This is a genomic window from Microbacterium pygmaeum, assembly GCF_900100885.1.
GTDB classification, from domain to species: Bacteria; Actinomycetota; Actinomycetes; order Actinomycetales; family Microbacteriaceae; genus Microbacterium; species Microbacterium pygmaeum.
This window is the reverse complement of the sequence record NZ_LT629692.1, coordinates 428,087-453,606: the sequence shown is the minus strand read 5'-3', so window position 1 is coordinate 453,606 and position 25,520 is coordinate 428,087. Positions and strand designations below refer to the sequence as shown.

Here is a 25,520-nt window from a genome sequence, read left to right as displayed (position 1 = left end):
GCCGTCGGGAGCGGGGAAGCGGCCCGCCTACGATGGGAGCGTGGACTTCTCCTTCGCCTTCACGCCGGACCTGATCGCGGTGTTCCTGACGCTGTTCGTGCTCGAGATCGTCCTCGGGGTCGACAATGTCATCTTCATCTCGATCCTCGCCAGCAAGCTCCCGAAGGAGCAGCAGGCCCGCGCGCGCAACCTCGGGCTGACGCTCGCGATGCTGATCCGTGTCGTGCTGGTGTTCTTCGCCGGGTGGATCATCACGTTGAAAGAGGACGTGATCGTCCTGTGGGGGATGGGCTTCTCCTGGAAGGACTTCATCCTCATCGCGGGCGGACTGTTCCTGGTCTACAAGGCCGTCACCGAGATCCACCACAAACTCGAGGGCGCCGAGGAGGAGCACGGCGCGGGCGGCAAGGTCGCGCAGGTCACGTTCGCCTCCGTCCTCACGCAGATCCTGCTGCTGGACATCGTCTTCTCGCTCGATTCCGTCATCACCGCGGTGGGGATGACCGAGAACCTCCTCGTGATCATCACGGTGGTGGTCCTCTCGTTCGGCATCATGCTGTTCGCCTCGCGCTTCATCTTCGCCTTCGTCAACAAGCACCCGACCGTGAAGATGCTCGCGCTGTCGTTCCTTCTGCTGATCGGTGTGTTCCTGGTCGCCGAGGGCTTCGGCGTGCACATCGACAAGGCGCTCATCTACGCTCCGATGGCCTTCGCGATCCTCGTCGAGGCGCTGAACCTGATCTACGCGTCGCGGAAGGCAAAGCGCGAGCAGCGCGCGTCGCACGCGGTGCAGCTGCGCCCCCAGTACCCCGGCGTGGATGAGTCGATCGCCGTCTCTGCGGCCCTGACGAAGGGGCCGGATGCCGGCGCCGTCGGCCTGTCCCGCAAGCCGGTCGCCGGGGCCGAAACGCCCCGCGACGACGACGAGCGCGCGGGCCTCGGCTGAGGCGAGCAGGACCGGCCCGATAGCGTGTGGGCATGCTGAACCTCGAGTACGCCCGCGACCTCGTGATGACCGGGGCCCTGTTCGGCGTCGTCACCTTCGTCTGGGCCGGCTGGGGCCAGGAGCGTCCGCCGAAGGGCGTGATCTGGCGCGTGCTGCTGGTGCTCCTGCAGGTCGGCGGGCTCGTGCTGGCCGGGTTCGGCATCGCCGGCGCGATCCGCCACTGGGACACCCCGACGACGCTCGCATCGGGCAGCCCCGCCCTGACCGGATACATCGTCGTGTTCTGGCTCGAGGTCGCCGCGATCATCGCTCTCACGATCTTCTACGTCCGGACCGACCGCACCTTCCTCGTCGCGCCGACGGTGCTGATCATCGTCGGCGTGCACTTCGTGCCGCTGGCCTTCGTGTTCGGTCAGCCCCTGATCATGGTCGCGGCGATCCTCATCACGGCCGTCGGGATCGTGGTCCTGTTCCTGCCGCGCGAGGTGGCCGCGCCGAGTTTCTGGTGCGGCATCCTCTCCGGTCCGGTCTTCCTGGGGATCGGCACGTGGGCGCTCGTCGCGGGGCTGGGCGCGCTCGGCTCCTGACTCGCACTCCGTCAGCGCACGCTGACGCGACCGCGGTCCGGTGACACCGCGGCGGACGCAGGCTCGAGCGCGACGGACCACTGCCTCCAGGTGGGATCGAGATCGGACTCGTGGCTCTGGCCGCCGAGATGACGGGCGATTGCTCCGGGCTGGTCGAGCACGAGATGCCCCGGCGCGGCCGGCGGGCGGAAGCCGACGGCGATCACTGAGTCGACCACGCGTGCATCGCCGAGCACGCCGGGCTCGGGCACGACCCCGTCGACCTCGAGGGTCTCGCACAGCACCGGGCCGCCTGCATCGGCCACATCGAAGGACGAGCGGAGATGGCCGCCGGTCTCGGCATACCTGCCGAGCACGAGCGTCTCGCGGACCAGCGCCCGTGCCTGCGGCTGGAGGAAGATCGTCGTGCGTCGTCGCACGTCCGCCCCCGCGGCCAGGACGAACGGCAGACCGTGCCAGCGCAGCACGCCCCCGGCGCCCACATCGATGTCCACGATCCATTCGGACGGCACGCCGCGGGTCGGATACGCGACGGTGCCTCCGACGTCTTCGAGATCGAGGGTGCAGCAGTCGCCGACCTCCACGCGGATGTGCACCCGGTCGCCGCCGAGCAGCAGCATTCCTGCGGCGGTCAGCGCCACCCGCGCACGACGCTCAGCGCGATCGATCAGCCGGGGTGCCAGCGCGCCGACGACCAGGTCGACGTGGGCGCGGGGATCCCCCGCGGTCACGGCGATCCGGGTCGTGCTCATCCGTGCTCGTGCTCGTGCTCATGCGTGTGCTCGTGCTCGTGCTCGTGCAGGAAGCCGCCTCCGGGGTGCTCCTCGTCGGCATGGAAGTGCGGCGCCATCGGGCCCGGATCCTGCGGGACGTGCGATCCGTTGCGATGACCGGCCAGGACCTCGAGAACCCACGATCGCAGCGCCGCCACCGATACGGCATCGGTGCGCGAGAGCGCCAGCACCGCCCGGCCGTCGCGGGCCGCCTCGGCATCGGCGACCATCCGCGGCACGTCGACGCCGACATACGGGGCCAGATCGGTCTTGTTGACCACCAGCAGGTCGGCGCGTCCGATGCCCGGGCCGCCCTTGCGGGCGACGTCTCCGCCGCCGGCGACGTCGAGGACGAAGATCTGGGCGTCCACCAGGGCGGGCGAGAAGGTGGCCGTCAGATTGTCGCCGCCCGACTCGATCAGGACGACATCCAGCGGCGCGAAGTCCCGCTCGAGGTCTTCGGCGGCGAGCAGATTCATCGTGATGTCGTCCCGGATGGCGGTGTGCGGGCACGCGCCGGTCTCGACCGCGCGGATGCGCTCGGGTTCCAGGACGCCGGCCGAGCGCAGGAAGCGGGCATCCTCGTCGGTGTAGATGTCGTTGGTGATCACGCCGAGCCGCAGGTCGTCGGCGAGCGATCGGCACACCGTCGCGATCAGCGACGACTTCCCGGTGCCGACGGGGCCGGCGACGCCGAGACGCAGCGCGCGGGTGGGGGGAAGGGAGTCAGGCACGGAAGAGCCTCCTGGTGGTCACGGCGTGGTCCTGCGACCATGCCTCGGCTTGCGGCGCGCCGGCCGCGGGGATGTGGGCGTGTTCGGTGATCGCGGCGAGCCGGGACACGTGCGGCTCCATCGACGCGCAGGCCTCCAGGACCCGACGAACACCACCGGCCGGGTCGCCGGGCTCGAGTTTGAGCAGCGCGGCGACCGCGCACGCCATGTCGTCGTAGATCGTCAGGCGGACGAGCGTTTCGGCATCGAGCCCGGTGTGCGCGGCGATCGCGCCGAGCACCAGCGGACGCGGCGGCGAGGCGCCCGTCTCGCCGAAGGACGAGGTGGCCTCCGGCCAGACGGCAGCCGCCAGCCGCAGGAGACCCCGCCCGAGATCCCGCGACGCGTCACGGATCGCCCCGCTGGGCGTGCGGGCGCTCCACGCCCGTTCGATCCGCGTCATCGGCCGGCAGTCCAGCGCGGCGTGCCGGGCGACGACGGCGGTCGCGGCATCCACCATCGTCGTCGTGCGGGCGCGGGCCGCCAGGAACAGCCCGATCTGGTCGACCGGGAGGCCGCCCAGCAGCGCCGGCTCCACCCCGGAGGACTGCGCGTGCCCCCCGCTGGGGAGCCGGGCATCCGCCAGGAGGAGGCTGATCGTCTGCGCTGCCGGCTGCATCAGAAGAGGTTGTAGAGCTGAGCGAGAGGGAGGGATGCCGCGGGTGCCGGCTCCACTGGATCGCCGTCGATCGAGATCTCGAACGTATCGGGGCGGATCGCGATCTGCGGCAGGACGTCGTTGTTCTTCATCTGCGCCTTGCCGATCGCGCGGGTCGGACCGACCGCCGCGAGGCGGCGACGCAGGCCGAGGTGCTCGGCCAGACCCGCATCGAGCGCGGCCGGCGAGACGTAGGTCACGGCGAGGTCGGCGCCGATGGCGTCACCGAATGCGGGGCGTTGCAGCACCGGCTGCGGAGTCGGAATGGAGGCATTCGGGTCGCCGAGGCTCGCCCAGGCGATCATTCCGCCCTTGACGACCACCGCGGGCCGCACGCCGAAGAACTTCGGCTCCCAGATCGCGAGATCGGCGAGCCGGCCCACCTCGACCGAGCCGACGTCGTAGGCGATGCCGTGGGCCACGGCCGGGTTGATCGTGTACTTGGCCACATAGCGGCGCGCGCGCTCGTTGTCGGCCGGCATGCCGCCGCCGAGCGGACCCCGTCGGTGCTTCATGACGTGGGCGACCTGCCAGGTGCGCGTGATCACCTCCCCGATACGGCCCATCGCCTGCGCGTCCGAGGAGGTCACCGAGAGAGCGCCCATATCGTGGAGGATGTCCTCCGCCGCGATCGTGGTGCCGCGGATGCGCGACTCGGCGAACGCGAGATCCTCGGGCACCGCCGGGTTGAGGTGGTGGCAGACCATGAGCATGTCCAGGTGCTCGGCGACCGTGTTCACGGTGTGCGGCAGCGTGGGGTTCGTCGAGCCGGGGATGACGTTCGGATGGCCGGCCAGGGTCAGGATGTCAGGCGCGTGCCCGCCGCCGGCGCCCTCGACGTGGAAGGCGTGGATCGAGCGGCCGGCGATCGCGCCGAGGGTGGATTCCACGAAGCCGGCCTCGTTCAGCGAGTCGGAGTGCAGGGCGACCTGCAGGCCCCAGTCCTCGGCCGCGCGCAGCGCCGCGTCGATCGCCGCGGGCGTGGAACCCCAGTCCTCGTGCACCTTGTAGCCCGCCGCGCCAGCGAGCGCCTGCTCCTTGAGGGCGGCGGCCGAGACCGTGTTTCCTTTGCCGAGGAGCAGGACGTTCATCGGGACGGCGTCCAGCGCCCGATGCATCTGCGTCAGATGCCACGCTCCAGGGGTGACGGTGGTCGCCTTCGACCCCTCGGAGGGTCCCGTTCCACCGCCGACCACCGTGGTGATGCCGGTCGCGAGCGCCTCGTGCAGCTGCGACGGGGAGAGCAGGTGCACGTGCGAGTCGATCGCCCCGGCCGTCACGATCCTGCCTTCGCCGGCGATCACGTCCGTCGAAGGACCGATCGACATGCCCTCGGTGATGCCGTCGCTGACATCGGGATTCCCCGCGTGGCCGATGCCGACGATGCGTCCGTCGCGGATGCCGATGTCGGCTCGCACGATCCCCCACCAGTCCAGGATGATCGCATTGGTGATGACCGTGTCCAGAGCGCCCGCGGCGCGGGTCGTCGTGCCCTGCGCCATGGACTCCCGGATCGACTTGCCGCCGCCGAAGACCGCCTCCTCGCCCCCGACCGTCAGGTCCTGCTCGATCTCGATGTACAGGTCGGCGTCGCCGAGTCGCACCTGATCGCCCGCAGTCGGGCCGTAGATCGCGGCGTATCGCTCACGACTGATCGAGACCATCGGGAGCCTCCTTCGGATCGAGTCCGGCCTGCGCATCCGTCTTGATCTGGATGCCGGGAATCCTCCGCCGCCCGCGGAACGCGACGGCATCCAGCCGCCGGGATGCCCCCGGCTCGAATCGCTGCGAGGTTCCGGAGGGGATGTCCAGACGGAAGCCGCGAGCCAGCACGCGGTCGAAATCCAGCGCCGTGTTGGCATCGGGCAGGTGCAGATGGGAGCCGATCTGGACCGGCCGGTCGCCCGTGTTCAGGATCACCAGCGTGATGCGCTCGTCGGCGCGCCGGTCGCCGTTCAGCTCGATGTCACCGGGGCGGATCCGGTACGCGCCTGGGCCGCCGGTTGCGGGGGATGCCACGGGTCTCCTTCGTCGTCAGTCGATCGGGTGGTGGACGGTCACGAGCTTGCGGCCGTCCGGGAAGGTCGCCTCGACCTGCACGTCGGCGAGCATCTCGGGGACCCCGGGCATCACCTGATCCCTGCGAAGGACGTGCCGACCGGCTTCCATCAGCTCGGCGACGCCGCGTCCTTCGCGAGCGCCCTCGATGACCCAGCAGGTCAGGAGCGCCACCGTCTCCGGATGATTGAGCGCGATTCCGCGCGCCAGCCGGTCGCGGGCGATCATGCCCGCGACGGCGAGCATCAGCTTCTCGGTCTCCGCGGGGGTGAAGTGCATGTCAGGAGTGTGCCAGATTCACTTCGAACCGGATCGGCTGCCCGACCCTTCTTTCCGCGAGAACACGGGAGAATGCGCGAGAAATCAACGATCTGCCGGAGAACTGTTTACACGCTCGGAATAATCGAGAAATGTCAAAGTAATGACACGGGTGTCATAGTGACATCACCGACTCACCATGGTCGGCCCGCTCGTCCGCAGCATCGGCACTTCCGCTCCACGCACTGTCCCGAACGGTCAGCGCTTTGCATCCCCGCCCCACTCTGCAGCTCGTCCTGATCCGCCGATCAGCCCGCCCCGCCTTCCTCCGGCATGCCCTCCACCGGTGTGTCCGTGCATCGCCGCGGGGCGACGGCGGTATCCGGCGCGCCCGCAGATCGCAGCATCCATCCCGAGAAGCACCACCCTGCACCACACAGAAACGGAGATCCCATGACAACCACACGGACCCGAAGGGCACGCATCCTGGTGGCCCTTCCCGCCCTCGCGGCGGTGACGGCCCTCGTGCTCGCCGGTTGCGGCGTCCGCGCCGGCGACGCCGCGGCACCGACCGAATCGGGTGCGGCAGCATCCGAGAGCTGCATCGACACGACGGGCGACACGATCAAGCTCGGCTTCCTCAACTCGCTCACCGGTGGCATGGCGATCTCGGAGAAGACGGTCTCCAACGTGCTGCACATGGCCGCGGACGAGATCAACGCCGACGGCGGCATCCTCGGCAAGCAGATCGAGTACGTCCAGGAGGACGGCGCCACCGACTGGCCGACCTTCGCGGAGAAGACGGAGAAGCTGCTCACCCAGGACTGCGTCGCCGCGATCTTCGGCGGGTGGACCTCGTCCTCGCGCAAGGCCGTCAAGCCGGTCGTCGAGGAGCACAACGGACTGTTCTTCTACCCGGTCCAGTACGAGGGCCTGGAAGCGTCGCCCAACATCTACTACACGGGTGCGACCACGAACCAGCAGATCCTCCCGGCGATGGACTACCTCGCGTCCCAGGGCGTCAAGACGCTGTTCCTGGCAGGCTCGGATTACGTCTTCCCGCGCACCGCGAACGCGATCATCAAGCTCTACGCGGCTGAGCTCGGAATCGAGATCGTCGGCGAGGAGTACGTCCCCCTCGACAAGGACGACTGGACGACGCAGGTCTCCAAGATCGTCGCGGCCGACCCCGACTTCGTCTTCAACACCATCAACGGCTCGTCCAACGTCGGCTTCATCAAGGCCTACTACGACGCCGGGCTCACCCCGGAGACCACGCCAATCATCTCGGTGTCGATCGCCGAGGAGGAGGCACCGTCGATGGGTCACGAGGTCACCGGCAACTATGCGTCCTGGAACTACTTCCAGTCGATCGAGTCCGAGGCGAACGCGAAGTTCATCGCAGACTGGCAGGCCTACCCGGGCAGCAGCGGGGTGACCTCCGACCCGATGGAAGCCGCGTACATCTCGCTCTACCTGTACAAGGAGCTCGTGGAGGCTGCTGGATCCTTCGAGGTGGACGACGTGAACGCCGCAGCGAAGGCCGGCGGCATCAGCTTCGACGCACCGGAGGGCACCGTGACTCTGGACGGCGACAACCACCACATCTCCAAGGAGGGGCACATCGGCCAGATCAACGCCGACAACCAGTTCGACATCGTGTGGTCCTCGGACGGCCCGATTGCTCCGGACCCCTTCCTCGAGGGCTACGACTGGTTCCCGGCCGACGTGCGCGACGCGCTCGTGGCCTCCGCAGGCTGATCCACCCGCTGGAGCGTGGGGTTCCGGGCCGGAGACGGCTCGGAACCTCGCGCCCCAGCATCCCCACCTTCCCGTCCCCGCAGAAAGGGCGACAGCACGTGGATGCACTCATACCGCCGCTCCTGAACGGCACCGCGCTGGGCGCCCTGCTGCTGCTTGCAGCGCTCGGACTCACACTCACCTTCGGTCAGATGGGGGTGATCAACATGGCGCACGGCGAGTTCATCATGGCCGGCGCCTTCATCGCCTACGTCACCCAGCTGGTCGTCAGCTCGAGCAACATCTCGATCCTGCTGGCACTGCCCCTCGCCTTCCTGGGCGCCGGGCTGCTCGGCCTCCTCCTGGAGGTGGGCATCATCCAATGGATGTACCGGCGGCCGCTGGACACCCTCCTGGTCACCGTCGGTGTGGCGCTGGTCCTGCAGCAGATCGCGCTGCAGATCTTCCCCGCCCAGGGCGTCCCGGTGGAGGCGCCGGGGTGGCTGGACGGCCAGATCGGGATCTTCGGCTACGCGTGGCCGCTGCGCCAGGTCTTCACGATCGTGCTCGCCGCGCTGTGCCTTGCGGCGCTCGCCGCGTGGCTCAAGTACTCGTCCTTCGGACGCCGGATTCGCGCAACCGTCCAGAACCGCGACCTCGCCGAGACCAGCGGCATCCGCACCCGCGACATCGACCGCATCACGTTCTTCGTCGGCTCGGGCCTGGCCGGCGTCGCCGGCGTCGCCGCATCCCTGATCGGCGGCACGAATTCGCAGATGGGGACGCAGTACATCATCCCGGCCTTCCTCGTGGTCGTCGCCGGAGGCGTCGGTCAGATCAAGGGCACGGTGATCGCCGCCTGGGCCCTCGGCATCGCGCTGTCGTTCTTCGCCGACTGGACGACCGGAAGCATGGCGCAGGTCCTCGCCTTCGTGCTCCTGGTGGTGTTCCTGCAGTTCCGTCCACAGGGCCTGTTCACGGTCCGCACCCGGGGGTTGACATGACCAGAATCAGACCGTGGCTTCCGCTCATCGGCATCGCGGTGTTCGCCGTGCTGCTCCTGGTCGTGGCGCCCGCCGTGCTCTCGATGCACTGGATCAACAACCTCGGCAAGTACTGCTGCTGGGCCATCGCGGCGGTCGGTATCGGCCTGGCATGGGGCCGGGGCGGCATGCTGGTCCTCGGCCAGGGCGTCTTCTTCGGGCTCGGCGCCTACGCCATGGCGATGCACCTCACGCTGGAGAGCACCCCGGTCGGGAGCCTTCCCGTCTTCATGATCCTGTACGACCCCTCCGCGTCGCTTCCGCCGTTCTGGGAGCCGTTCCGCAGTGACGCGTTCACGCTGGGCGCGATCATCCTGCTTCCGGTGATCGTCGCCGGAATCCTCGGCTACGCACTCTTCAAGCGCCGGATCAAGGGCGCGTACTTCGCGATCCTGTCCCAGGCGCTCGCGGTGGCGCTCGCCGTCCTGATCAGCTCGACGATCCGCGAGACGGGAGGAGACACGGGCCTCAGCGACTTCAAGTACTTCTTCGGGTTCGTCCTGAACGACGACGCGAACAAGGTCATGGTGTTCATGATCGCCGCCGGCCTGCTCATCGTCTGCCTGCTCGTGGTGTGGCAGCTCAACCGGAGCCGCTTCGGCGAGCTCCTGATCGCCACGCGCGACGCCGAGGAGCGCGTCCGGTTCCTCGGATACGACCCCGCCAACATCAAGCTGGTCGCGTATGTGGTGGCCGCGGTGATGGCCAGCATCGCCGGCGCGATGTTCGTGCCGATCGTCGGCATCATCACCCCGGCCGAGATCGGCGCCTCGGCGTCGATCCTCATGATCGCCGGCGTCGCCCTGGGCGGCCGCGCGTCGCTGTTCGGACCTGCGCTGGGAGCGATGGCGATCGGCTGGGGGCAGTCCAGTCTCGGCTCGAGCTGGCCGGACGGCTGGATCTACATCCTGGGTCTGGTCTTCATCCTGGTGACGCTGTTCCTGCCGATGGGCCTCTCGTCGCTCTTCGGCAGGGCGAAGGGCCTGGTGTGGCGCTCGCGCGACACGCCTCCCGCCGCCCTCGCGGACCCGGCTGCCGTGCTCGAACCCGACATCGAAATCGAAGAGGTGAAGAAGTGACCGCCGACAACGGATCGCTCGTCGTCAAAGATCTCCGCGTCTCCTTCGACGGATTCGTCGCCGTCGACGGTGTCTCCTTCGACGCCCACCCCGGCGAGGTGCGATTCCTGATCGGCCCCAACGGCGCCGGCAAGACGACCTGCATCGACGCCATCACCGGCCTGTCCAAGGGCACGGGCTCGGTGATGCTGGGCGACCAGGAACTGCTGGGCAAGTCGACCCAGAAGATCGTCCGCCTCGGCGTGGGCCGCACGTTCCAGACCGCGAGCGTGTTCGAGCAGCTCAGCGTCCTGCAGAACCTGGACATCGCGGCGGGACTGCACCGCTCGTCGCTCGCGCTGCTGCGCGCCCGACGCGGCGTCGACCCGGCCATCGAGGTGGCCCTGGAGGAGACAGGTCTCAGCGCGGAACGCGAAACCCCGGCGGGGATCCTCTCCCACGGACAGAAGCAGTGGCTGGAGATCGGCATGATGCTCGTCCAGGACCCGCGTGCGCTCCTGCTGGACGAGCCCGTCGCCGGAATGAGCCAGGACGAGCGGACCGCCACCGGTGAGCTGCTGCAGCGGATCGCCCAGCGCCGCATCGTGCTGGTCGTGGAGCACGACATGGACTTCATGCGCCGCTACGCGTCCCGCGTCACGGTGCTCCACCAGGGGAAACTGCTCTCGGAGGGGACGGTGGCCGCGGTCCAGGCCGACCCGCGGGTCCAGGAGGTCTACCTCGGCACCGCCGGGGCCGTCGCACACGGTGAGGGAGCCTGAGATGCTCGAACTGAACGAAATCGAGGCCGGCTATGGACGCACGCTCGTCCTGCACGGCGTGACCCTGCCGCGGTCGGACAACGTGGTCGCCGTGCTCGGCCACAACGGTGCCGGGAAGTCCACGCTGCTGCGGGTCGCGATCGGGCTGATCAAGCCGCGCAGCGGGCAGGTGATCTTCGACGGGGCCGATGTCACGTCCCTGGCTCCGAACAAGCGCGTCGCCCGCGGCATGGCGTATGTGCCGCAGGGTCAGCAGTCCTTCCCGCAGCTGACGACGATGGAGAACCTGCAGCTGGTGGCCGACGGTCGCAAGCGCGGCAAGGCCCTCATCGGCGAGCAGCTGGCGCGATTCCCCGCCCTGGAGAAGTTCGCGACCCGCAAGGCCGGACTCCTCTCCGGCGGTCAGCGCCAGCAGCTGGCCATCGCCCGTGCCCTGATCACGGAGCCGAAGCTGCTCATCCTCGACGAGCCGACCGAAGGCATCCAGCCGACGATCGTCGCCGAGATCGAGCAGACCATCATGCAGCTGGCCGCCGAGGGGCTTTCGGTGCTCCTCGTCGAGCAGCACATCGGGTTCGCCCTGGAGGCGGCGGACAAGTACCTCGTGCTGGCGAGCGGGTTCGCCTCCAGCACCGGGGAGGGCGGGGCATCCGCCGCCGAAGGCGTCCGCGCGGCGATGGCGATCTGAGCTCGAGAGGAACCACGCGGGGCTGCCCGCAACGCGGCCGAAACACCGAGACGTCAGACTGTCGGCACACGGGAGGTGCTGGCGAGGGTGGCGAGAGCGGATGGGGCGCGTGCGGCTGCGGAGGACAGCCTCGAAGACTATGCCTTCCGCTACGTTCCGCGCAGCTTCCGGCGTTGGAGTGCTGCGTCCGTCGGCGTGACCGCGCTCGGGTCGATCGCCTTCCTCGCCGACTTCTCCATCGGGGCGAGCATCGGCCTGGAGCACGGCACGACCAACGCCGTGCTGGGCATCCTGCTCGCCTCGGTGACGATCTTCCTCGTCGGCTACCCGATCGCGTACTACGCGGCCCGCTACAACCTGGATCTCGACCTGATCGCGCGCGGCTCCGGCTTCGGCTATCACGGCTCCGCGATCACGACGGTGATCTTCGCGGTGTTCACCTGCATCTTCTTCGCGCTCGAGGGCGCGATCATGGCGCAGGGGCTGCACGTCGCGGTCGGCATCCCGCTGCCGATCGGCTACATCATCTCCACCGTCGTGGTGATCCCCATCGTGCGGTACGGCCTGCGGGCGCTGGAAAGACTGCAGTTCTGGACGACCCCGCTGTGGCTGGCCCTCGCCCTCCTGCCACTCCTGTGGGTGATCGCATCCGATCCGGCCGCGGTGCAGGCCTTCGTCTCGTTCCCCGGCAACGCCGACGGCGAGGTGAGGTTCGGCGCGATCGTCTCCAGCGCCGCAGTCTGCTTCGCGCTGACGCCGCAGTTGGCCGAGCAGATCGACTACATCCGGGCGATGCCGCCCCGGACGCGGTCGAACACGAGGTCGTGGTGGACGTCGCTGGTGTTCGCCGGACCAGGCTGGGTGCTCTTCAGCGGCATCAAGCAGGTGATCGGCCTCTTCCTCGCCGTCTACGTGATCGCGAAAGTGGGGGCGGGCTTGGGCGGCCACGCCACCGAACCGGTGTGGCAGTTCATCACCCTGTACACCTCACTGATGCCGGAGTGGCTCGCGGTCGCGCTCGCGCTCGTGCTGATCCTGGTCGCCCAGGTCAAGATCAACGTCACCAACGCCTACTCCGGCTCGCTCGCGTGGTCCAACGTCTACACCCGCATCACCAGGACCTACCCCGGCCGATCCGTCTTCATGTACTTCAACCTCGCCATCGCGCTCTCGCTGATGCTGCTGGACGTGTTCAGCCTCATCAACATCGTGCTCAGCCTCTACGCGAATGTCGTGATGGCGTGGCTGGTGACCATCTCGGCCGACATCGCGATCAACAAGTACGTGCTGCGGATCTCGCCCCGCTACCCGGAATTCCGCCGCGGGATGCTTTACGACTGGAATCCGGTCGGTCTGGTGTCGGTGGTGCTCGCTTCCGCGCTCTCGCTGGCGGCGTTCGGCGGAGCCTTCGGTGAGGACCTGCGCCCGTTCTCCGTGCTGATCGCGATCTGCGTCGCCGTCGTCGTGACGCCGCTGATGGCGTTGGCCACCCGCGGCCGCTTCTATCTGCGCCGCCGGCGGGACGGGATCGACTCGCCGCTGCTGGATTCCGACGGGAACCCGTCCGGAGAGCGACTGCGATGCCACGTCACGGGGTACACCTTCGAGCGGCCGGATATGCTGGCCTCGGCTGAACGCGGGCCGATGGGGGAAGTGCAGTTCGTATCGTCTTTGGCGCTCGCGCTGGATGACTCGGACCGCTACGTCCTCCCACCCGATCCGCCCCGCGGACCGGGTGCAGAGCCGGCGCGGCGCGACACAGGCCCACGACGCGGAGCGCAGGAGAGCAGGACGTGATGGACGAAGCGGCGGACACGCCCACGGCGATCCTCGCCGCCGCCGCCGAGCTGCTCCGCCAGACCCCGTTCGACGACATCACGTACCGCGCGCTGGGACTGGCCGTTGGCGTCTCCGAGCGCACCGTCTACCGGCAGTACCCGACCAGGTCGCATCTGCTGGAGTCGCTGGCCCGGTGGACTGAAGAGCGCGAGTTCCCGCTGGATCCCTTCGTCACCATGCCCCAGTTCTCCGCCGCCGTGCGCCGCCGGTTCTCGCAGTTCGACGCGTCCCCGGCATCGGCCTTCGTCTGCGCGCGGGCGGCGACGGTCTCACCGACGGTCGAGAGCGAACCCGGCTTCGTCACGCGGGCGATCGAGGCGATGCTCGCCACCGAGGCGCCCACGCTGAACGGCCGCGACCTGCGCAGGCTCACCGCCACGCTCCTGGCGTTCTCATCTGCGCAGTTCTGGGCCCGGATGCGCAGCTCGTTCGATCTGGACGCGTCCGAGACCGCCGACGTCTTCGACCGCACGGTCCGCTCCGCCGTCGCCGGTGTCGGTCCGACCCGGCTGGACATGCGGGCATGACGGATGCCTCTGCCGCCGACCCGGTCGAAGACGGCGCGCTGAACCGTACGCAGGAGGCCGTCGTCGCCGCCTACGTCGCGCTGATCGAGGAGCTGGGCACTGACGACGTCTCGTTCCGGCTCATCGCCCGTCGCGCCGGCGTGGGCGAGCGCACGGTCTTCCGCAGTTACGGCACACGCGTCGACCTGCTCCTGGCGACCGCGGCCTGGTCGGAGCGCACGATCTTCGCCCGCACGCCGTCGCGCTCGATCTTCGACGTGCCGCTCGCGGTGCGCGAGGCGATGGACCGATACGCGCAGCGCCCCGAACTCGCATTCGTGGTGGCCGAGACGACGATGCGGGGTGTTGCGGGCGCTGCGCCGTCGCCCCGACGCGACGCGCTCGAGACGCTCCTGCGCGAGCAGGTCCCGTCGGCCGAGGAGCAGGAGCGGCGCTCGATCGTGGCCGCCCTGTCGCATGTGGATTCGGCGTCGATGTGGGTCTCGCTGACCCGGGAGCTCGGCATGGACCGTCGCGACGCGATGGATGCCGCGGGCTGGGCGGCCGAGGCGATCCTCGACCCGCTCCGCGATCGCGTCGAGGCCGGCAGCTCCTAGCGCGTCGAGCGGGTCAGTCCAGGACGAGCCGGTACCCCATGCCCGACTCGGTCAGCAGATGGCGCGGGTTCGCAGGGTCGACCTCGAGCTTCTTGCGCAGCTGCGACATGTACAGCCGCAGGTAGCCCGAATCGCTCACCTGCTCGCTCGCCCAGATCTCCTTGAGGAGTGACTGCCGGGTGACCAGGGCGCCTGGGTTTCGCGCCAGAAACTCCAGCATCCGCCACTCGGTCGGGGTCAGGTGCACGCGCTCACCCGCACGGGTGACCGACTTGGCCGACAGGTCGATCGCGATGTCGCCGAACGTGACCGAGGCGTCGCCGACGGACGCTCCGGATCGCCGGGACAGCGCGCGCAGCCGCGCCAGCAGCTCGTCGATCTGGAACGGCTTGGTGACGTAGTCGTCGGCCCCGGCATCCAGCGCGTCCACCTTGTCGGCCGAGCCGGTGCGGCCCGACACGACGAGGATCGGCGCGCTCGTCCAGCCGCGAAGAGCGTGGATGACCTGGATGCCGTCCAGGTGCGGCATGCCCAGGTCGAGCAGCACGATGTCCGGATGCTCCTTCGCGGCCAGCGTGATCGCGGCGGCGCCGTCGGGCGCGGCGACCACGTCGTAACCGTGCGCGGCCAGCGTGATGCGCAGGGCGCGGACCAGCTGCGGGTCGTCGTCCGCGATCAGCACCTTCATGCGGGAGTCCGGGTGGGCGCGACCGGAAGGGCGATCACCATCGTCAGGCCTCCTCCGGGTGTGTCCTCGGGCGTGAGCGTACCGCCCATCCCTTCGGTGAAGCCCTTCGAGAGCGCGAGGCCGAGGCCGAGGCCGATCGTGTTGTCGGTGTCGCCGAGGCGTTGGAACGGAGCGAAGATGTCGCCTTGGCGCTCGGCGGGCACACCGACCCCGTGGTCGATGACGCGCAGCTCGGCGGTGCCGGCCAGGCGGCTGGTGGTGACGCGCACGCGCGAGGATTCCGGGGCGTGGCGGTGCGCATTGGCGAGCACGTTGACCAGGACGCGCTGCAGCAGCACGGCGTCGGCGGAGAGGGGCGGCAGATCGGGGTCGAGGGCGAGGTCGATCTCATCAGGGCCGAGGCCGAGCTCGTCCAGCGCCGCCAGGATCACGTCGGCGGCGTCGACGGGCCGCAGCGAGACGGCCAGCACCCCGGCCTGGACGCGGCTGACGTCCAGGAGGTCGGTCACGAGACTCGACAGCGTGGCGAGGCTCTCGTCGGCGGTGGCCAGCAGCTCGGCGCGGTCGGCGTCCGAGAGCGCACCGCCGGCGGCCCGCAGCCCCCCGACGGCGGCGACCGCCGCCGCGAGCGGTCGGCGCAGGTCGTGGCTGACGGCGGACAGCAGCGCCGAGCGCACCTGATCGGTCTCGGCGAGCACACCCGCCGAGCGCGCCGTCTCGGTCAGATCGGTGCGCTCGAGCGTCGCGCCCAGTTGGGCGACGATGACATCCAGGAGGCGGCGTTCGGAGGCATCCAGCTCCCCGCCGTGCAGTTCGAGGACGGCGCGATCGCCGATCGCCACCCGTGTGGCGCGTCCGTCGGCGACGGGCTCGCCGTCGGTGGCGAGCACCTCGCCGTCGGCATCCAGGAGGCGCACGCCGGCCAGGGCGAAGGCCTCGCGGGTGCGGCTGATCAGCGCGGGCACCGCGCTCTCGCCGCGCAGGACGCTGCCCGAGACGGTGGCCAGCAGCTCGGACTCCGCCGCCGCCCGACGGGCGATGCGCGTACGGCGGGCGGCCTGGTCGACGATCCAGCTGACGAGGATCGCGATCACGACGTAGAGCACGAGCGCGAGGGCGTGCGCGGGATCGGAGATCGTCACCGTGTACAGGGGATCGACGAAGAGGAAATCCAGTGTGATGCCCGACAGCACCGCGGCGAACAGGGCCGGCCAGATGCCGCCGATCAGGGCGACGATGACCACCAGCAGCTGGTAGGCCAGGACGTCGGCGGTGATCGTGTCGTCTCTGCTGACGAGCACGAGCAGCCACGACAGGAGCGGCCCGCCGACCAGCGCGACGGCGAAGCCGAGGATGCGGCGCTGGATGCTCAGTGCCCCGCCGGTCAAGCGGGGCAGGGCGAACCGCCCGCCCGCCGCCGCGTGGGTGACCATGTGGACGTCGATGTCGCCCGACTCGCGGATGACCGTGGCGCCGATGCCCGGTCCGCTCAGCGCTGCGGCGAGCCGCCCGCGACGACTCACCCCGATCACGAGCTGGCTCGCGTTCACCGATCGCGCGAAGTCGACGAGGGTGCGCGGCACATCGTCGCCCACCACCTGGTGGTAGGTGCCGCCGAGCGATTCGACGAGCGCGCGCTGCGCCGCCAGGGCGCCCGGCGCCTCGGTGCGCAGGCCGTCCTGGCTGGAGATGTGGACGGCCAGCAGCTCGCCGCCGGCGGCGCGCGCGGCGATCCGTGCGCCGCGCCGGATCAGCGTCTCACCCTCCGGACCACCGGTGAGGGCGATCACGATCCGCTCGCGCGCGTTCCACGTGCCGTCGATGCCGTGCTCGGCGCGGTAGCTCTTCAGCGCGGTGTCCACCTCGTCGGCCAGCCACAGGAGGGCGAGTTCGCGCAGCGCAGTGAGGTTGCCGAGGCGGAAGTAGTTCGAGAGGGCGGCGTCGATGCGCTCCGCGGGATACACCGACCCGGCCGAGAGCCGATCGCGCAGCGACTGCGGCGCGAGATCGACGACCTCGATCTGGTCGGCCGAGCGGATCACCGCGTCGGGGACCGTCTCGCGCTGCGCAACCCCGGTGATCTTCTCGACGACGTCGTTCAGCGACGCGATGTGCTGGATGTTCAGGGTCGAGACGACGTCGATGCCGGCATCCAGCAGTGCCTCCACGTCCTGCCACCGCTTGTCGTGGCGCGAGCCGGGCGCGTTCGTATGGGCGAGCTCGTCGACGAGGGCGAGGGACGGATGCCGGGCGAGCACGGCCTCGAGATCCATCTCGCCCAGCTCGACTCCGCGGTGCTCGAGCAGCCGCCGGGGGATGATCTCGAGCCCGGCGAGCTGCGCCTGGGTCGCCGCTCGGCCGTGGGTCTCGACGACCGCCACCGCCACGTCGCGGCCGTCCTCCTGCAGCCGTCGCCCCTCCTGGAGCATCTCGAACGTCTTCCCGACGCCGGGGGCTGCGCCCAGCAGCACCCGCAGGCGGCCCCGTCTCATGCGCTTCACCCTACGACCTCGACTGCGACGACTCAGCGGGACAGCGCGTCGAGGGCGAGGTTCAGCTCGAGGACGTTCACGCGCGGCTCGCCCAGGAAGCCGAGGTCGCGCGGCTGGATGTGCGACTCGACGAGGTCGCGCACGGTCGCCTCGTCGAGTCCCCGGGTCCGGGCGACCCGGTCCGCCTGCAGGAGCGCGGAGGCGGGGCTGATGTGCGGGTCCAGTCCCGAGGCCGACGCGGTGACGGCGTCGGCGGGGATATCGGAGATCGCGACATCCTCGAACGCGGCGGTGGATGCCCGCCGCTCCCCGATCGCGGCGACGAGGTCGGCGTTCTCGGGTCCGAGGTTGCTGCCGCTGGACGCACCGCCGTCGTACCCGTCGCCGGCGGCCGACGGCCGCGACTGGAAGTACTCCGGAAGCGGGTCGCCCGCGGCATCCGTCCAGCTCTGCCCGATCAGCGCGGAGCCGACGGCGTCGCCGCGCTCGTCCTGGACCGGGGAGCCGTTGGCCTGCCAGGGCAGCGCGAGCTGACCGATGCCGGTGATGACGGCGGTGTAGCCGATGCCGAGCACGAGCGTGAACAGGACCATGGCGCGCAGTGCGACGCCGGCGGTGCGCAGCGTGGTGCGGGTGGTGGACATGGGGAGACTCCTTCGAGAGGGTGTGGGATGCCGGGCTCAGAAGCCCGGGAGGAGGCTCACGACGAGGTCGATGAGCTTGATGCCGACGAACGGGGCGATCACGCCGCCGAGGCCGTAGATCAGCAGGTTGCGGCTGAGGATGCGCGAGGCGCTCGCCGGACGGTATTTCACACCGCGGAGGGCGAGCGGGATCAGCACGATGATCACGAGGGCATTGAAGATGATGGCGCTCGTGACGGCGGATGCCGGTGAGCTCAGCTGCATGATGTTCAGGGCGGCAAGTCCCGGGAAGACGCCCATGAACATCGCCGGAATGATCGCGAAGTACTTCGCGATGTCGTTGGCCAGCGAGAAGGTCGTCAGCGCTCCGCGGGTGATCAGCAGCTGCTTGCCGATCCGCACGATGTCGATCAGCTTGGTCGGATCCGAGTCGAGGTCGACCATGTTGCCGGCCTCCTTCGCCGCCGAGGTGCCGGTGTTCATCGCGACGCCGACGTCGGCCTGCGCGAGTGCCGGGGCGTCGTTCGTGCCGTCGCCGGTCATCGCGACGAGGTTCCCGCCCTCCTGCTCGCGACGGATCAGGGCCAGCTTGTCCTCCGGCGTCGCCTCGGCGAGGAAGTCGTCCACGCCCGCCTCGGCGGCGATCGCCTTGGCGGTGAGGGGGTTGTCTCCGGTGATCATGACCGTCCGGATGCCCATGCTGCGCAGTTCGGCGAAGCGCTCCCGCAGGCCGTCCTTGACGATGTCCTTGAGGTGGATGACGCCCAGCACCGCACCGGTCGGCGAATCCGACCCCGTCGCCGGGCGGAGGGTCGCGACGACCAGCGGCGTTCCGCCGGACTGCGCGATGGCGTCGGTCTCGGAGTCGAGATGCGCGCGGAGGGATGCCGGAACCGGCGCACCGCTCTGCTCGAGCCACGCCAGCACGGCCGACCCGGCGCCCTTCCGAAGCTGCGTCCCGTCGGCGTCGTCCAGCCCCGACATGCGCGTCTGCGCGGTGAACGGCACCACGACGCCATCCTCGGGGGATGCGATGCGGATGCCGCGGGCAACAGCCAAGGCGACCACCGACGTGCCCTCGGGGGTCGGGTCGGACAGGGACGAGGTCGCCGCTGCGAGTGCCAGTTCGTCGTCGCCGACGCCGGGCATGGCGACGAAATCGGTCGCGCGGCGGTTGCCGTAGGTGATCGTGCCGGTCTTGTCCAGGAGCAGCGTGGTGACATCCCCCGCCGCCTCGACCGCGCGGCCGGACATCGCGAGCACGTTGCGCTGCACGAGCCGGTCCATCCCGGCGATGCCGATCGCCGACAGCAGTGCCCCGATCGTCGTCGGGATGAGGCAGACCAGCAGCGCGACCAGCACCGGGATGCTCACCGGGCTGGCGGCGTAGGACGCGATCGGATTCAGCGTCAGGACCACGACGACGAAGACGATCGACAGGCTCGCGAGCAGGATGTTCAGCGCGATCTCGTTGGGGGTCTTCTGCCGTGCGGCGCCTTCGACCAGCGCGATCATCCGGTCGACGAACGTCTCGCCGGGCTTGGAGGTGATCTGCACGACGATGCGATCCGAGAGCACGCGGGTACCGCCGGTCACCGCGCTGCGATCACCCCCGGACTCTCGCACGACGGGTGCGGACTCGCCGGTGATCGCCGACTCGTCGACGGTCGCGATGCCCCACACGATGTCGCCGTCGCCGGGGATCAGCTCGCCGGCCGTGACCACGACGACATCACCCAGCGAGAGCTCGGCCGATGAGACGGCCACGGTCTCCGCGCGTTCCGCCGCAGCATCCGTCGCCGGGTCGTAGTCCGGGACGAGAGTGGCGGTCGTCGAGGTCCGGGTCTTGCGCAGGCTCGCGGCCTGCGCCTTCCCACGGCCCTCGGCGACGGCCTCGGCGAGGTTCGCGAACAGCACCGTGAGCCAGAGCCATGCCGCGATGCCCCAGGTGAATCCGACCGGGACGGCGGTGCCGCCGGAGGACTCGGGGCCGCCCAGGAACGGCTCGGCGATCGCGATGAGCGTCGTGAGGGCGGCGCCCACCCAGACCAGGAACATGACCGGGTTGCGCCACAGCGCCGCGGGGTTCAGGCGCCGGAGGGCGCCGGGGAGTGCGGCGAGCACCTGCGCGCCGCTGAGGGCCCGGGGCCTGCCCGACCCTTCGGCGAGCTCAGGGGCCGTGCGGTCGGGGGCGAGCGTGGAGGTGGACATGATCAGACGAGCCCTTCCGCCAGGGGACCCAGCGTCAGTACGGGGAAATAGGTGAGTGCGGTGAGGATGAGCGTCACGCCGACCAGCAGCCCGACGAACTGCGGGCGGTAGGTGGGCAGCGTGCCGGCGGTCGAGGGGACCCGATCCTGCGCGGCGAGGGACCCGGCCAGGGCCAGGGCGAGCACGATCGGGATGAAGCGTCCGAAGAGCATCGCCACGCCGAGCGCGGTGTTCAGCCACGGCGTGTTCGCGGTGAGGCCGGCGAACGCCGAGCCGTTGTTGTTGGCGGCGGACGTGAAGGCGTAGAGCACTTCGCTCAAGCCGTGGACGCCGGGGTTCCAGATCGAGACCGACTCGACGTCGCTGCGGACCCCGGGGATCGCGAAGCTCAGCGCTGTCCCGAGGAGCACGAGCACTGGTGTGACGAGGATGTACAGGCTCGCAAGCTTGATCTCGCGCGGCCCGACGCGCTTGCCTAGGTATTCCGGCGTGCGGCCGATGAGGAGTCCGCCGACGAACACCGCGATGACGGCGAGCACCAGCATCCCGTACAGTCCCGTCCCGGTGCCGCCGGGGGCCACCTCGCCGAGCATCATGTTCAGCATCGGGAACATGCCGCCCAGCGCGGTGTAACTGTCGTGCATCGAGTTGACGGCGCCGGTCGAGGTGAGCGTGGAGGCACCGCCGAACAGCGTCGAGCCGAGGATGCCGTCGCGGACCTCCTTGCCCTCCATCGCTCCGCCCGCCAGCTGCGGCGCGGCGCCCCAGCCCTGCGACTCGACCCACGACAGCAGGGCGATCGAGGTGACCGCCAGCGTCGCCATGACGGCGAGGATTGCGGAGCCCTGACGGTTGTCGCCGATCATCCGGCCGAAGGCGCGGGGCATGGCCACCGGGATCGCCAGCATCAGGACGATCTGGAGCAGGTTCGTCCATCCGCTGGGGTTCTCGAACGGATGCGCCGAGTTGGCGTTGAAGAAGCCGCCGCCGTTGGTGCCGAGCATCTTGATCGCCTCCTGCGAGGCCACCGGTCCGCCAGGGATCGACTGGCTGCCGCCGGAGATGGTGGACACGTCGGTGAAGCCGTTGACGTTCTGGATGACGCCGCCGGCGATCAGGGCGATCGCGCCGACCACCGCGAGCGGCAGGAGCAGGCGGAAGGACCCGCGCACGAGGTCGACCCAGAAGTTGCCGATCGTGCCGGAGCGCCGGTAGGCGAAGCCGCGGACCAGCGCGATCGCCACGGCGATGCCGACCGCCGCGGAGACGAAGTTCTGCACGGCGAGACCCGTCAGCTGCACGGAATAGCCCAGGGTCAGCTCCGGCGAGTACGACTGCCAGTTCGTGTTCGTGACGAACGAGACCGCCGTGTTGAACGACAGCCCTTCCGGAACGGCCGGCAGCCCGAGCGAGTACGGGAGCACCGCCTGGAGGCGCTGGAGGGCGTAGACGAACAGGACGCCGAGGAGCGAGAAGAGCAGGACGCCGCGCGCGTACGCCTGCCAGGACTGCTCGGATCTCGGGTCGACGCCGATCAGCCGGTAGGTGCCCCGCTCAAGGGCGAGGTCCTTGGCGGAGGTGTAGATGCGCGCGATGTAGTCGCCGAGCGGGCGGTACAGCAGCGCGAGGATCAGGACGAGCGTGGCGGCCTGGAGCACGCCGAACAGCACGGTGGCGCCGTCCATCAGAACCATTCCGGGCGGACGAGGGCCACGACGAGGTAGCCGATCGCGGCGAGGGCGAGGACGGCGGCGAGGATCGCGAAGAACATCACAGTCGCTCCACCCCCTTCGCGAGAAGGCCGACGATCGCGAAGAGCGCGACCGTCAGGGCGACGTAGAGAAGGTCGAGCACGTGGACTCCTGCTGCGAGGTGCGGGCTCCGGACGAACGCGCCCGGAACGTGCCGGAACAGGCACGGAGACGACTTCACACCCCGTTCAGCACGCGACCGCGGGTCCTCACGGTTCCCATACGGCCTGAGACCCGATGCTCACGAGATCTCAGCGGCGTGCGCTCGTGGCGCGTCGGGGTGGCGCTCCGCGCGACGGTACGGCTCAGCGCGGGCTGAGCGGACCGGGATCGCTGAGCAGCCGCACCCCGTCGATCACGGCGGCGTGGGTCTTCGGGTCGCCGAGGACCCGGAAGTGCCCGTTCCCCGGCACGAGCACGTTCGTCGCGCCCTCCAGCGCGCTGCCGCCGGGGATGTGCGGATCGAAGCGCCCGAAGATCGAGACGATGCGTCCGTTGATGCTCTCCTCGCGGCCGAGCGAGACGATCGTCTCGTCGTCGGGGCGGAAGGCGCGGATGCTGGGCACGAGGAACAGGCCGGCCAGGCGCGACCCGTGGAACGGCGTGCACACCGCGACGAGTCCGAGCAGGCCGAGGGGGCGGGGGGCGTCGGTCGCGGCATCCGTCCTCTCGTCGGGCGCCGGTGCGCTCGCTGCGGCCTCCGCGGCATCGCCGCCCGCCGCCGCCTCCACCGCCGCCGCGTTCGCCGCGCCGGACGCGACGAGCAGGTGCTTGCCGATCAAGCCGCCCTTGCTGTGGGCGACGAGCACCCGGCCCGCGTCGGGCGCGCCCCGCCGGGAGAGCGCGCGACCGAGGCGCTCGGAGGTCGCCACGACTGCGCGGCGGTTCGTGCCGAGCCCGTGCACGACCCGCACCCGGTGACCCGCCTCGTTCAGCGCGTCGCCGAGCGGCCGGAGGAACGTCCAGTGCTCGTACACCCCGGGCAGGAGCACGATCTCGGGGAGGTCGACGTCACCGCGGCGCCATGCGGCCGGCGTCGGCCGGTGGCCGCCGACCCCCCATGGCGGACGCAGGAATGCCGCCTGCCGCCATCCCGCGTACAGGTAGTCGGCGAGCCACCAGCGCGCGCGCTGGAGCACCGACAGCCGCTCCTGCGCTTGCGCCATGCGCGCAGTCTATGAGGCCGGCGGCACCTTCTCGGCGGGCGCGGCCGGTGCGGGCGGGGCGGCGCCGGCCGCCGCCTGCTCTGGTGGACCGCCGGGTCGCGAGACCCGGTGGTGGTGCGCTGGCGAACCGGCCGGCAGGCCCGAGCGCTCCTGGCCGGGCAGCGGCCGCGAGCGACGACCGTAGATGAGCTCAGACGAATCCAGCAGCCAGGGCACGAGCGTGATCGAGACGCCGTGGATCAGCATCAGCTGGTTCGCGATGCGCCGTGCGCGCCGGTTGTGCAGGATCGACTCCCACCAGTGGCCCACGATGTACTGCGGCAGGTAGACGGTCACCACCGACGAGCCGTGCTTCTTGCGGTACTCCTTGATGAACTGGGCGACCGGGCTCGCGAACGCGCGATACGGCGACTCGACGATCACGAGCTGCATCGGGATGCGGTGCTCGGCCCACTGCTTCTGCAGGAGGTCGGATTCCTCGGCGCTGACGGCGATGTGGATCGCGAGCGCGTTCTCGTGCTTGGCGGCCAGGGCGTATTCGACCGCCTTGAGCACCGGCTTCTGCAGTCGCCCGACGAGCACGAGCGCGACGTCGCCGGCCGCTCCGAAGTGCGTGGAGTCGTCGATCTGGATCTCGTGCTCGACGTCGCGGTAGTACCGCTTCACGCCGATCATCAGGGTCGCCAGGATCGGGATGGCGATGAAGACCAGCCACGCGCCGTGCGTGAACTTGGTCACCGTCACGATGATCAGGACGAAGACGGTCATGCCCGCACCGAGCGAATTGATGATGAGGCCGGTCACGGCCGAGCGCCGCTCGATCGCGGCGGACTGCTGACTGGCGGCATCCGGCGGCAGCTCCTTCAGGGTGCGCAGCGCCCGCCGCCAATGCCGGACCATCCCGATCTGGCCGATCGAGAACGACACGAACACACCGATGATGTACAGCTGGATCAGGGTCGTCAGGTTCGCCTGGTAGATCACCAGGACCCCCATCGCGATGATGCCGAGCACGATCATGCCGTTGGAGAAGACGAGCCGGTCGCCGCGGGTGTTCAGCGCCTTCGGCGCGTAGCCGTCCCGCGCCAGCACCGAGCCGAGCAGGGGGAAGCCGTTGAACGCCGTGTTCGCGGCCAGCAGCAGCACGCACGCGGTGACGGCCTGGATGACGTAGAAGGGGATCGACCCCATCCCGAACGTCGCCGCTGCGACCTGGGCCATCAGGCTCGGCTGCGGGTTGTCGCAGTCGAAGCCGATCAGGTTGCAGGGGTTCTCGGCGTAGTGGACGCCCGAGACCAGGGCGAGGATCGTGAGGCCGGAGAACAGCAGGATGGCGATGCCGCCCATCAGCGTCAGCGTCGTCTGCGCGTTGCGGATCTTCGGCTTGCGGAACGCCGGCACGCCGTTGGAGACGGCCTCGACGCCGGTCAGGGCGGAGCATCCGCTCGAGAACGCGCGCAGCACCAGCAGGATCACGGCGGCCTGGGTGAGGCTCTCGGCCTGGACGCCGAACTCCGCGCTCGAGGCGACCGGCGGATCGCCGAGCAGGGTGCGCGTGAGGCCGACCACGATCATGAGCGCGACCGAGCCGATGAACAGGTAGGTGGGCAGGGCGAAGACGAGGGATGCCTCGCGGACGCCCCGCAGGTTGACGATGACGATCAGGATGACGAAGCCGACCGCGAGTTCGACGCGGCCCGGGTTCAGCTCGGGGATCGCCGAGATGATGTTGTCGACGCCGGATGCCACGGACACGGCGACCGTGAGGACGTAGTCGACCAGCAGGGCCGAGGCCACGACCACTCCGGGCACTTCGCCCAGGTTCTTCGAGGCGACCTCGTAGTCGCCACCGCCGGACGGGTAGGCCCTGATGAGCTGCCGGTAGCTGACCACGACGACGATAAGCAGCACCACGACCGCGACGGCCACCCACGGACTGAACGCGAGGAACGCGAGCCCGCCGGTGAGCAGGATCATCAGCAGTTCCTGCGGTGCGTACGCCACCGAGCTGAGCGCATCGGAGGCGAAGATCGGCAGCGCCATCTTCTTCGGGAGGAGTTGATCGTCGAGCTTCTCGGAGGTCAGCGGGTCGCCGATGAGGAGCCGCTTGGCGATGGGCGAGTCGGGTACGACGTCTGCGCCGCCCGTGTCGCCGCTGTCTGTAGTCACGGCGGGCGACACTACGCCTGTCCTCGCCCCCGTGCAATGCGACGGGCCGTGCTCGTGAGCTCGCTAGGATTCC

General features: G+C 69.8%; 25 protein-coding genes. 10 read left to right on the top strand and 15 right to left on the bottom strand.

Going from position 1 to position 25,520, the window contains the following annotated elements; translation table 11 throughout:
• Nucleotides 1–40 precede the first annotated feature (40 nt).
• Together BLT19_RS02025 and BLT19_RS02020 are read left to right on the top strand one after the other, a co-directional pair.
• Entirely contained in the window at nucleotides 41–946 is a 906-nt protein-coding gene (locus tag BLT19_RS02025) for a TerC family protein (RefSeq protein ID WP_091485505.1), read from the top strand.
• 32 nt (nucleotides 947–978) lie between these two features.
• Nucleotides 979–1,533 (top strand): hypothetical protein, encoded by a 555-nt coding sequence (locus tag BLT19_RS02020; RefSeq protein ID WP_157681731.1) that lies wholly within the window; start codon nucleotides 979–981, stop codon nucleotides 1,531–1,533.
• A gap of 11 nt (nucleotides 1,534–1,544) precedes the next feature.
• Here BLT19_RS02020 and BLT19_RS02015 read toward each other — a convergent pair whose 3' ends face one another.
• From BLT19_RS02015 to BLT19_RS01990, 6 genes are read right to left on the bottom strand one after another with little or no spacing between them, the layout of a single operon-like run.
• A complete protein-coding gene (locus BLT19_RS02015) occupies nucleotides 1,545–2,285 on the bottom strand; it encodes an urease accessory protein UreD (RefSeq protein ID WP_172825574.1) in 741 nt (246 codons plus the stop codon).
• A complete protein-coding gene (gene ureG, locus BLT19_RS02010; protein WP_091485501.1) occupies nucleotides 2,282–3,040 on the bottom strand; it encodes an urease accessory protein UreG in 759 nt (252 codons plus the stop codon). Before ureG ends, BLT19_RS02015 begins: the two co-directional genes overlap by 4 nt.
• Nucleotides 3,033–3,698 (bottom strand): urease accessory protein UreF, encoded by a 666-nt coding sequence (locus tag BLT19_RS02005; protein ID WP_091485499.1) that lies wholly within the window; start codon nucleotides 3,696–3,698, stop codon nucleotides 3,033–3,035. Before BLT19_RS02005 ends, ureG begins: the two co-directional genes overlap by 8 nt.
• Complete coding sequence (locus BLT19_RS02000) at nucleotides 3,698–5,401, bottom strand: urease subunit alpha (RefSeq protein ID WP_091485496.1); 1,704 nt, start codon at nucleotides 5,399–5,401, stop codon at nucleotides 3,698–3,700. Before BLT19_RS02000 ends, BLT19_RS02005 begins: the two co-directional genes overlap by 1 nt.
• Nucleotides 5,382–5,756 carry an urease subunit beta gene (gene ureB / locus BLT19_RS01995; RefSeq protein ID WP_091485494.1) on the bottom strand — a complete coding sequence of 125 codons (375 nt, stop codon included), beginning with the start codon at nucleotides 5,754–5,756 and terminating at the stop codon, nucleotides 5,382–5,384. The genes BLT19_RS02000 and ureB overlap by 20 nt, the downstream gene beginning before the upstream one ends.
• 15 nt (nucleotides 5,757–5,771) lie before the next feature.
• Complete coding sequence (locus BLT19_RS01990; protein ID WP_091485491.1) at nucleotides 5,772–6,074, bottom strand: urease subunit gamma; 303 nt, start codon at nucleotides 6,072–6,074, stop codon at nucleotides 5,772–5,774.
• Between the two features lie 432 nt (nucleotides 6,075–6,506).
• On the opposite strand from BLT19_RS01990, the gene urtA reads away from it, so the two are divergent.
• The 8 genes from urtA to BLT19_RS01950 all read left to right on the top strand — a co-directional run bounded on the left by urtA (nucleotide 6,507) and on the right by BLT19_RS01950 (nucleotide 14,326).
• On the top strand, nucleotides 6,507–7,814 hold the full coding sequence (urtA, locus tag BLT19_RS01985; RefSeq protein ID WP_091485489.1) for an urea ABC transporter substrate-binding protein: 1,308 nt from the start codon (nucleotides 6,507–6,509) through the stop codon (nucleotides 7,812–7,814).
• Nucleotides 7,815–7,912: 98 nt separating this feature from the next.
• Complete coding sequence (urtB, locus tag BLT19_RS01980) at nucleotides 7,913–8,797, top strand: urea ABC transporter permease subunit UrtB (protein WP_091485487.1); 885 nt, start codon at nucleotides 7,913–7,915, stop codon at nucleotides 8,795–8,797.
• Nucleotides 8,794–9,915: an urea ABC transporter permease subunit UrtC gene (gene urtC / locus BLT19_RS01975; protein WP_091485485.1), complete on the top strand. Its 1,122-nt coding sequence runs from the start codon at nucleotides 8,794–8,796 to the stop codon at nucleotides 9,913–9,915. The genes urtB and urtC overlap by 4 nt, the downstream gene beginning before the upstream one ends.
• Nucleotides 9,912–10,676 carry an urea ABC transporter ATP-binding protein UrtD gene (gene urtD, locus BLT19_RS01970; RefSeq protein WP_091485482.1) on the top strand — a complete coding sequence of 255 codons (765 nt, stop codon included), beginning with the start codon at nucleotides 9,912–9,914 and terminating at the stop codon, nucleotides 10,674–10,676. The genes urtC and urtD overlap by 4 nt, the downstream gene beginning before the upstream one ends.
• Before the next feature lies 1 nt (nucleotide 10,677).
• The gene (locus tag BLT19_RS01965) at nucleotides 10,678–11,364 is read left to right on the top strand and encodes an ATP-binding cassette domain-containing protein (RefSeq protein ID WP_091485480.1); all 687 of its coding nucleotides are present in this window, start codon (nucleotides 10,678–10,680) and stop codon (nucleotides 11,362–11,364) included.
• 87 nt (nucleotides 11,365–11,451) lie between these two features.
• Nucleotides 11,452–13,161, top strand: a complete 1,710-nt coding sequence (locus tag BLT19_RS01960; protein ID WP_231917747.1) for a purine-cytosine permease family protein — start codon at nucleotides 11,452–11,454, stop codon at nucleotides 13,159–13,161.
• The gene (locus tag BLT19_RS01955) at nucleotides 13,161–13,730 is read left to right on the top strand and encodes a TetR family transcriptional regulator (RefSeq protein ID WP_091485477.1); all 570 of its coding nucleotides are present in this window, start codon (nucleotides 13,161–13,163) and stop codon (nucleotides 13,728–13,730) included. Before BLT19_RS01960 ends, BLT19_RS01955 begins: the two co-directional genes overlap by 1 nt.
• Nucleotides 13,727–14,326, top strand: coding sequence for a TetR/AcrR family transcriptional regulator (locus BLT19_RS01950; protein ID WP_091485475.1), 600 nt, complete (start codon nucleotides 13,727–13,729; stop codon nucleotides 14,324–14,326). The genes BLT19_RS01955 and BLT19_RS01950 overlap by 4 nt, the downstream gene beginning before the upstream one ends.
• Nucleotides 14,327–14,339: 13 nt before the next feature.
• On the opposite strand, the gene BLT19_RS01945 is transcribed toward BLT19_RS01950, so the two are convergent.
• From BLT19_RS01945 to BLT19_RS01915, 9 genes are all read right to left on the bottom strand, one after another.
• Nucleotides 14,340–15,014 carry a response regulator gene (locus tag BLT19_RS01945; RefSeq protein ID WP_091485473.1) on the bottom strand — a complete coding sequence of 225 codons (675 nt, stop codon included), beginning with the start codon at nucleotides 15,012–15,014 and terminating at the stop codon, nucleotides 14,340–14,342.
• Nucleotides 15,011–17,506 carry a DUF4118 domain-containing protein gene (locus BLT19_RS01940; RefSeq protein WP_091485470.1) on the bottom strand — a complete coding sequence of 832 codons (2,496 nt, stop codon included), beginning with the start codon at nucleotides 17,504–17,506 and terminating at the stop codon, nucleotides 15,011–15,013. The genes BLT19_RS01945 and BLT19_RS01940 overlap by 4 nt, the downstream gene beginning before the upstream one ends.
• A gap of 32 nt (nucleotides 17,507–17,538) precedes the next feature.
• A complete protein-coding gene (gene kdpC / locus BLT19_RS01935; RefSeq protein ID WP_091485468.1) occupies nucleotides 17,539–18,150 on the bottom strand; it encodes a potassium-transporting ATPase subunit KdpC in 612 nt (203 codons plus the stop codon).
• 36 nt (nucleotides 18,151–18,186) lie between these two features.
• Nucleotides 18,187–20,361: a potassium-transporting ATPase subunit KdpB gene (kdpB, locus tag BLT19_RS01930; protein ID WP_091485466.1), complete on the bottom strand. Its 2,175-nt coding sequence runs from the start codon at nucleotides 20,359–20,361 to the stop codon at nucleotides 18,187–18,189.
• Nucleotides 20,362–20,363: 2 nt separating this feature from the next.
• Nucleotides 20,364–22,046, bottom strand: coding sequence for a potassium-transporting ATPase subunit KdpA (gene kdpA, locus BLT19_RS01925; protein ID WP_091485464.1), 1,683 nt, complete (start codon nucleotides 22,044–22,046; stop codon nucleotides 20,364–20,366).
• Nucleotides 22,046–22,132: a potassium-transporting ATPase subunit F gene (locus tag BLT19_RS17485; protein ID WP_231917920.1), complete on the bottom strand. Its 87-nt coding sequence runs from the start codon at nucleotides 22,130–22,132 to the stop codon at nucleotides 22,046–22,048. Before BLT19_RS17485 ends, kdpA begins: the two co-directional genes overlap by 1 nt.
• Nucleotides 22,132–22,293 carry a hypothetical protein gene (locus BLT19_RS17480; protein ID WP_157681729.1) on the bottom strand — a complete coding sequence of 54 codons (162 nt, stop codon included), beginning with the start codon at nucleotides 22,291–22,293 and terminating at the stop codon, nucleotides 22,132–22,134. Before BLT19_RS17480 ends, BLT19_RS17485 begins: the two co-directional genes overlap by 1 nt.
• A 124-nt stretch (nucleotides 22,294–22,417) precedes the next feature.
• Entirely contained in the window at nucleotides 22,418–23,278 is an 861-nt protein-coding gene (locus tag BLT19_RS01920) for an esterase/lipase family protein (RefSeq protein ID WP_091485462.1), read from the bottom strand.
• 9 nt (nucleotides 23,279–23,287) lie between these two features.
• On the bottom strand, nucleotides 23,288–25,459 hold the full coding sequence (locus BLT19_RS01915) for an APC family permease (protein ID WP_091485459.1): 2,172 nt from the start codon (nucleotides 25,457–25,459) through the stop codon (nucleotides 23,288–23,290).
• Nucleotides 25,460–25,520 lie beyond the last annotated feature (61 nt).

Coding starts and splice junctions, on each gene's coding strand:
- BLT19_RS01950 (WP_091485475.1), top strand. CDS start 13,727: ATGACGGATGCCTCTGCCGCCGACCCGGTCGAAGACGGCGCGCTGAAC.
- BLT19_RS01965 (WP_091485480.1), top strand. CDS start 10,678: ATGCTCGAACTGAACGAAATCGAGGCCGGCTATGGACGCACGCTCGTC.
- BLT19_RS02005 (WP_091485499.1), bottom strand. CDS start 3,698: ATGCAGCCGGCAGCGCAGACGATCAGCCTCCTCCTGGCGGATGCCCGG.
- BLT19_RS02015 (WP_172825574.1), bottom strand. CDS start 2,285: ATGAGCACGACCCGGATCGCCGTGACCGCGGGGGATCCCCGCGCCCAC.
- BLT19_RS01990 (WP_091485491.1), bottom strand. CDS start 6,074: ATGCACTTCACCCCCGCGGAGACCGAGAAGCTGATGCTCGCCGTCGCG.
- urtA (WP_091485489.1), top strand. CDS start 6,507: ATGACAACCACACGGACCCGAAGGGCACGCATCCTGGTGGCCCTTCCC.
- BLT19_RS02020 (WP_157681731.1), top strand. CDS start 979: ATGCTGAACCTCGAGTACGCCCGCGACCTCGTGATGACCGGGGCCCTG.
- BLT19_RS02000 (WP_091485496.1), bottom strand. CDS start 5,401: ATGGTCTCGATCAGTCGTGAGCGATACGCCGCGATCTACGGCCCGACT.
- kdpB (WP_091485466.1), bottom strand. CDS start 20,361: ATGTCCACCTCCACGCTCGCCCCCGACCGCACGGCCCCTGAGCTCGCC.
- BLT19_RS01955 (WP_091485477.1), top strand. CDS start 13,161: ATGGACGAAGCGGCGGACACGCCCACGGCGATCCTCGCCGCCGCCGCC.
- kdpA (WP_091485464.1), bottom strand. CDS start 22,046: ATGGACGGCGCCACCGTGCTGTTCGGCGTGCTCCAGGCCGCCACGCTC.
- BLT19_RS01940 (WP_091485470.1), bottom strand. CDS start 17,506: ATGAGACGGGGCCGCCTGCGGGTGCTGCTGGGCGCAGCCCCCGGCGTC.
- kdpC (WP_091485468.1), bottom strand. CDS start 18,150: ATGTCCACCACCCGCACCACGCTGCGCACCGCCGGCGTCGCACTGCGC.
- BLT19_RS01945 (WP_091485473.1), bottom strand. CDS start 15,014: ATGAAGGTGCTGATCGCGGACGACGACCCGCAGCTGGTCCGCGCCCTG.
- BLT19_RS17485 (WP_231917920.1), bottom strand. CDS start 22,132: ATGTTCTTCGCGATCCTCGCCGCCGTCCTCGCCCTCGCCGCGATCGGC.
- urtC (WP_091485485.1), top strand. CDS start 8,794: ATGACCAGAATCAGACCGTGGCTTCCGCTCATCGGCATCGCGGTGTTC.
- BLT19_RS01920 (WP_091485462.1), bottom strand. CDS start 23,278: ATGGCGCAAGCGCAGGAGCGGCTGTCGGTGCTCCAGCGCGCGCGCTGG.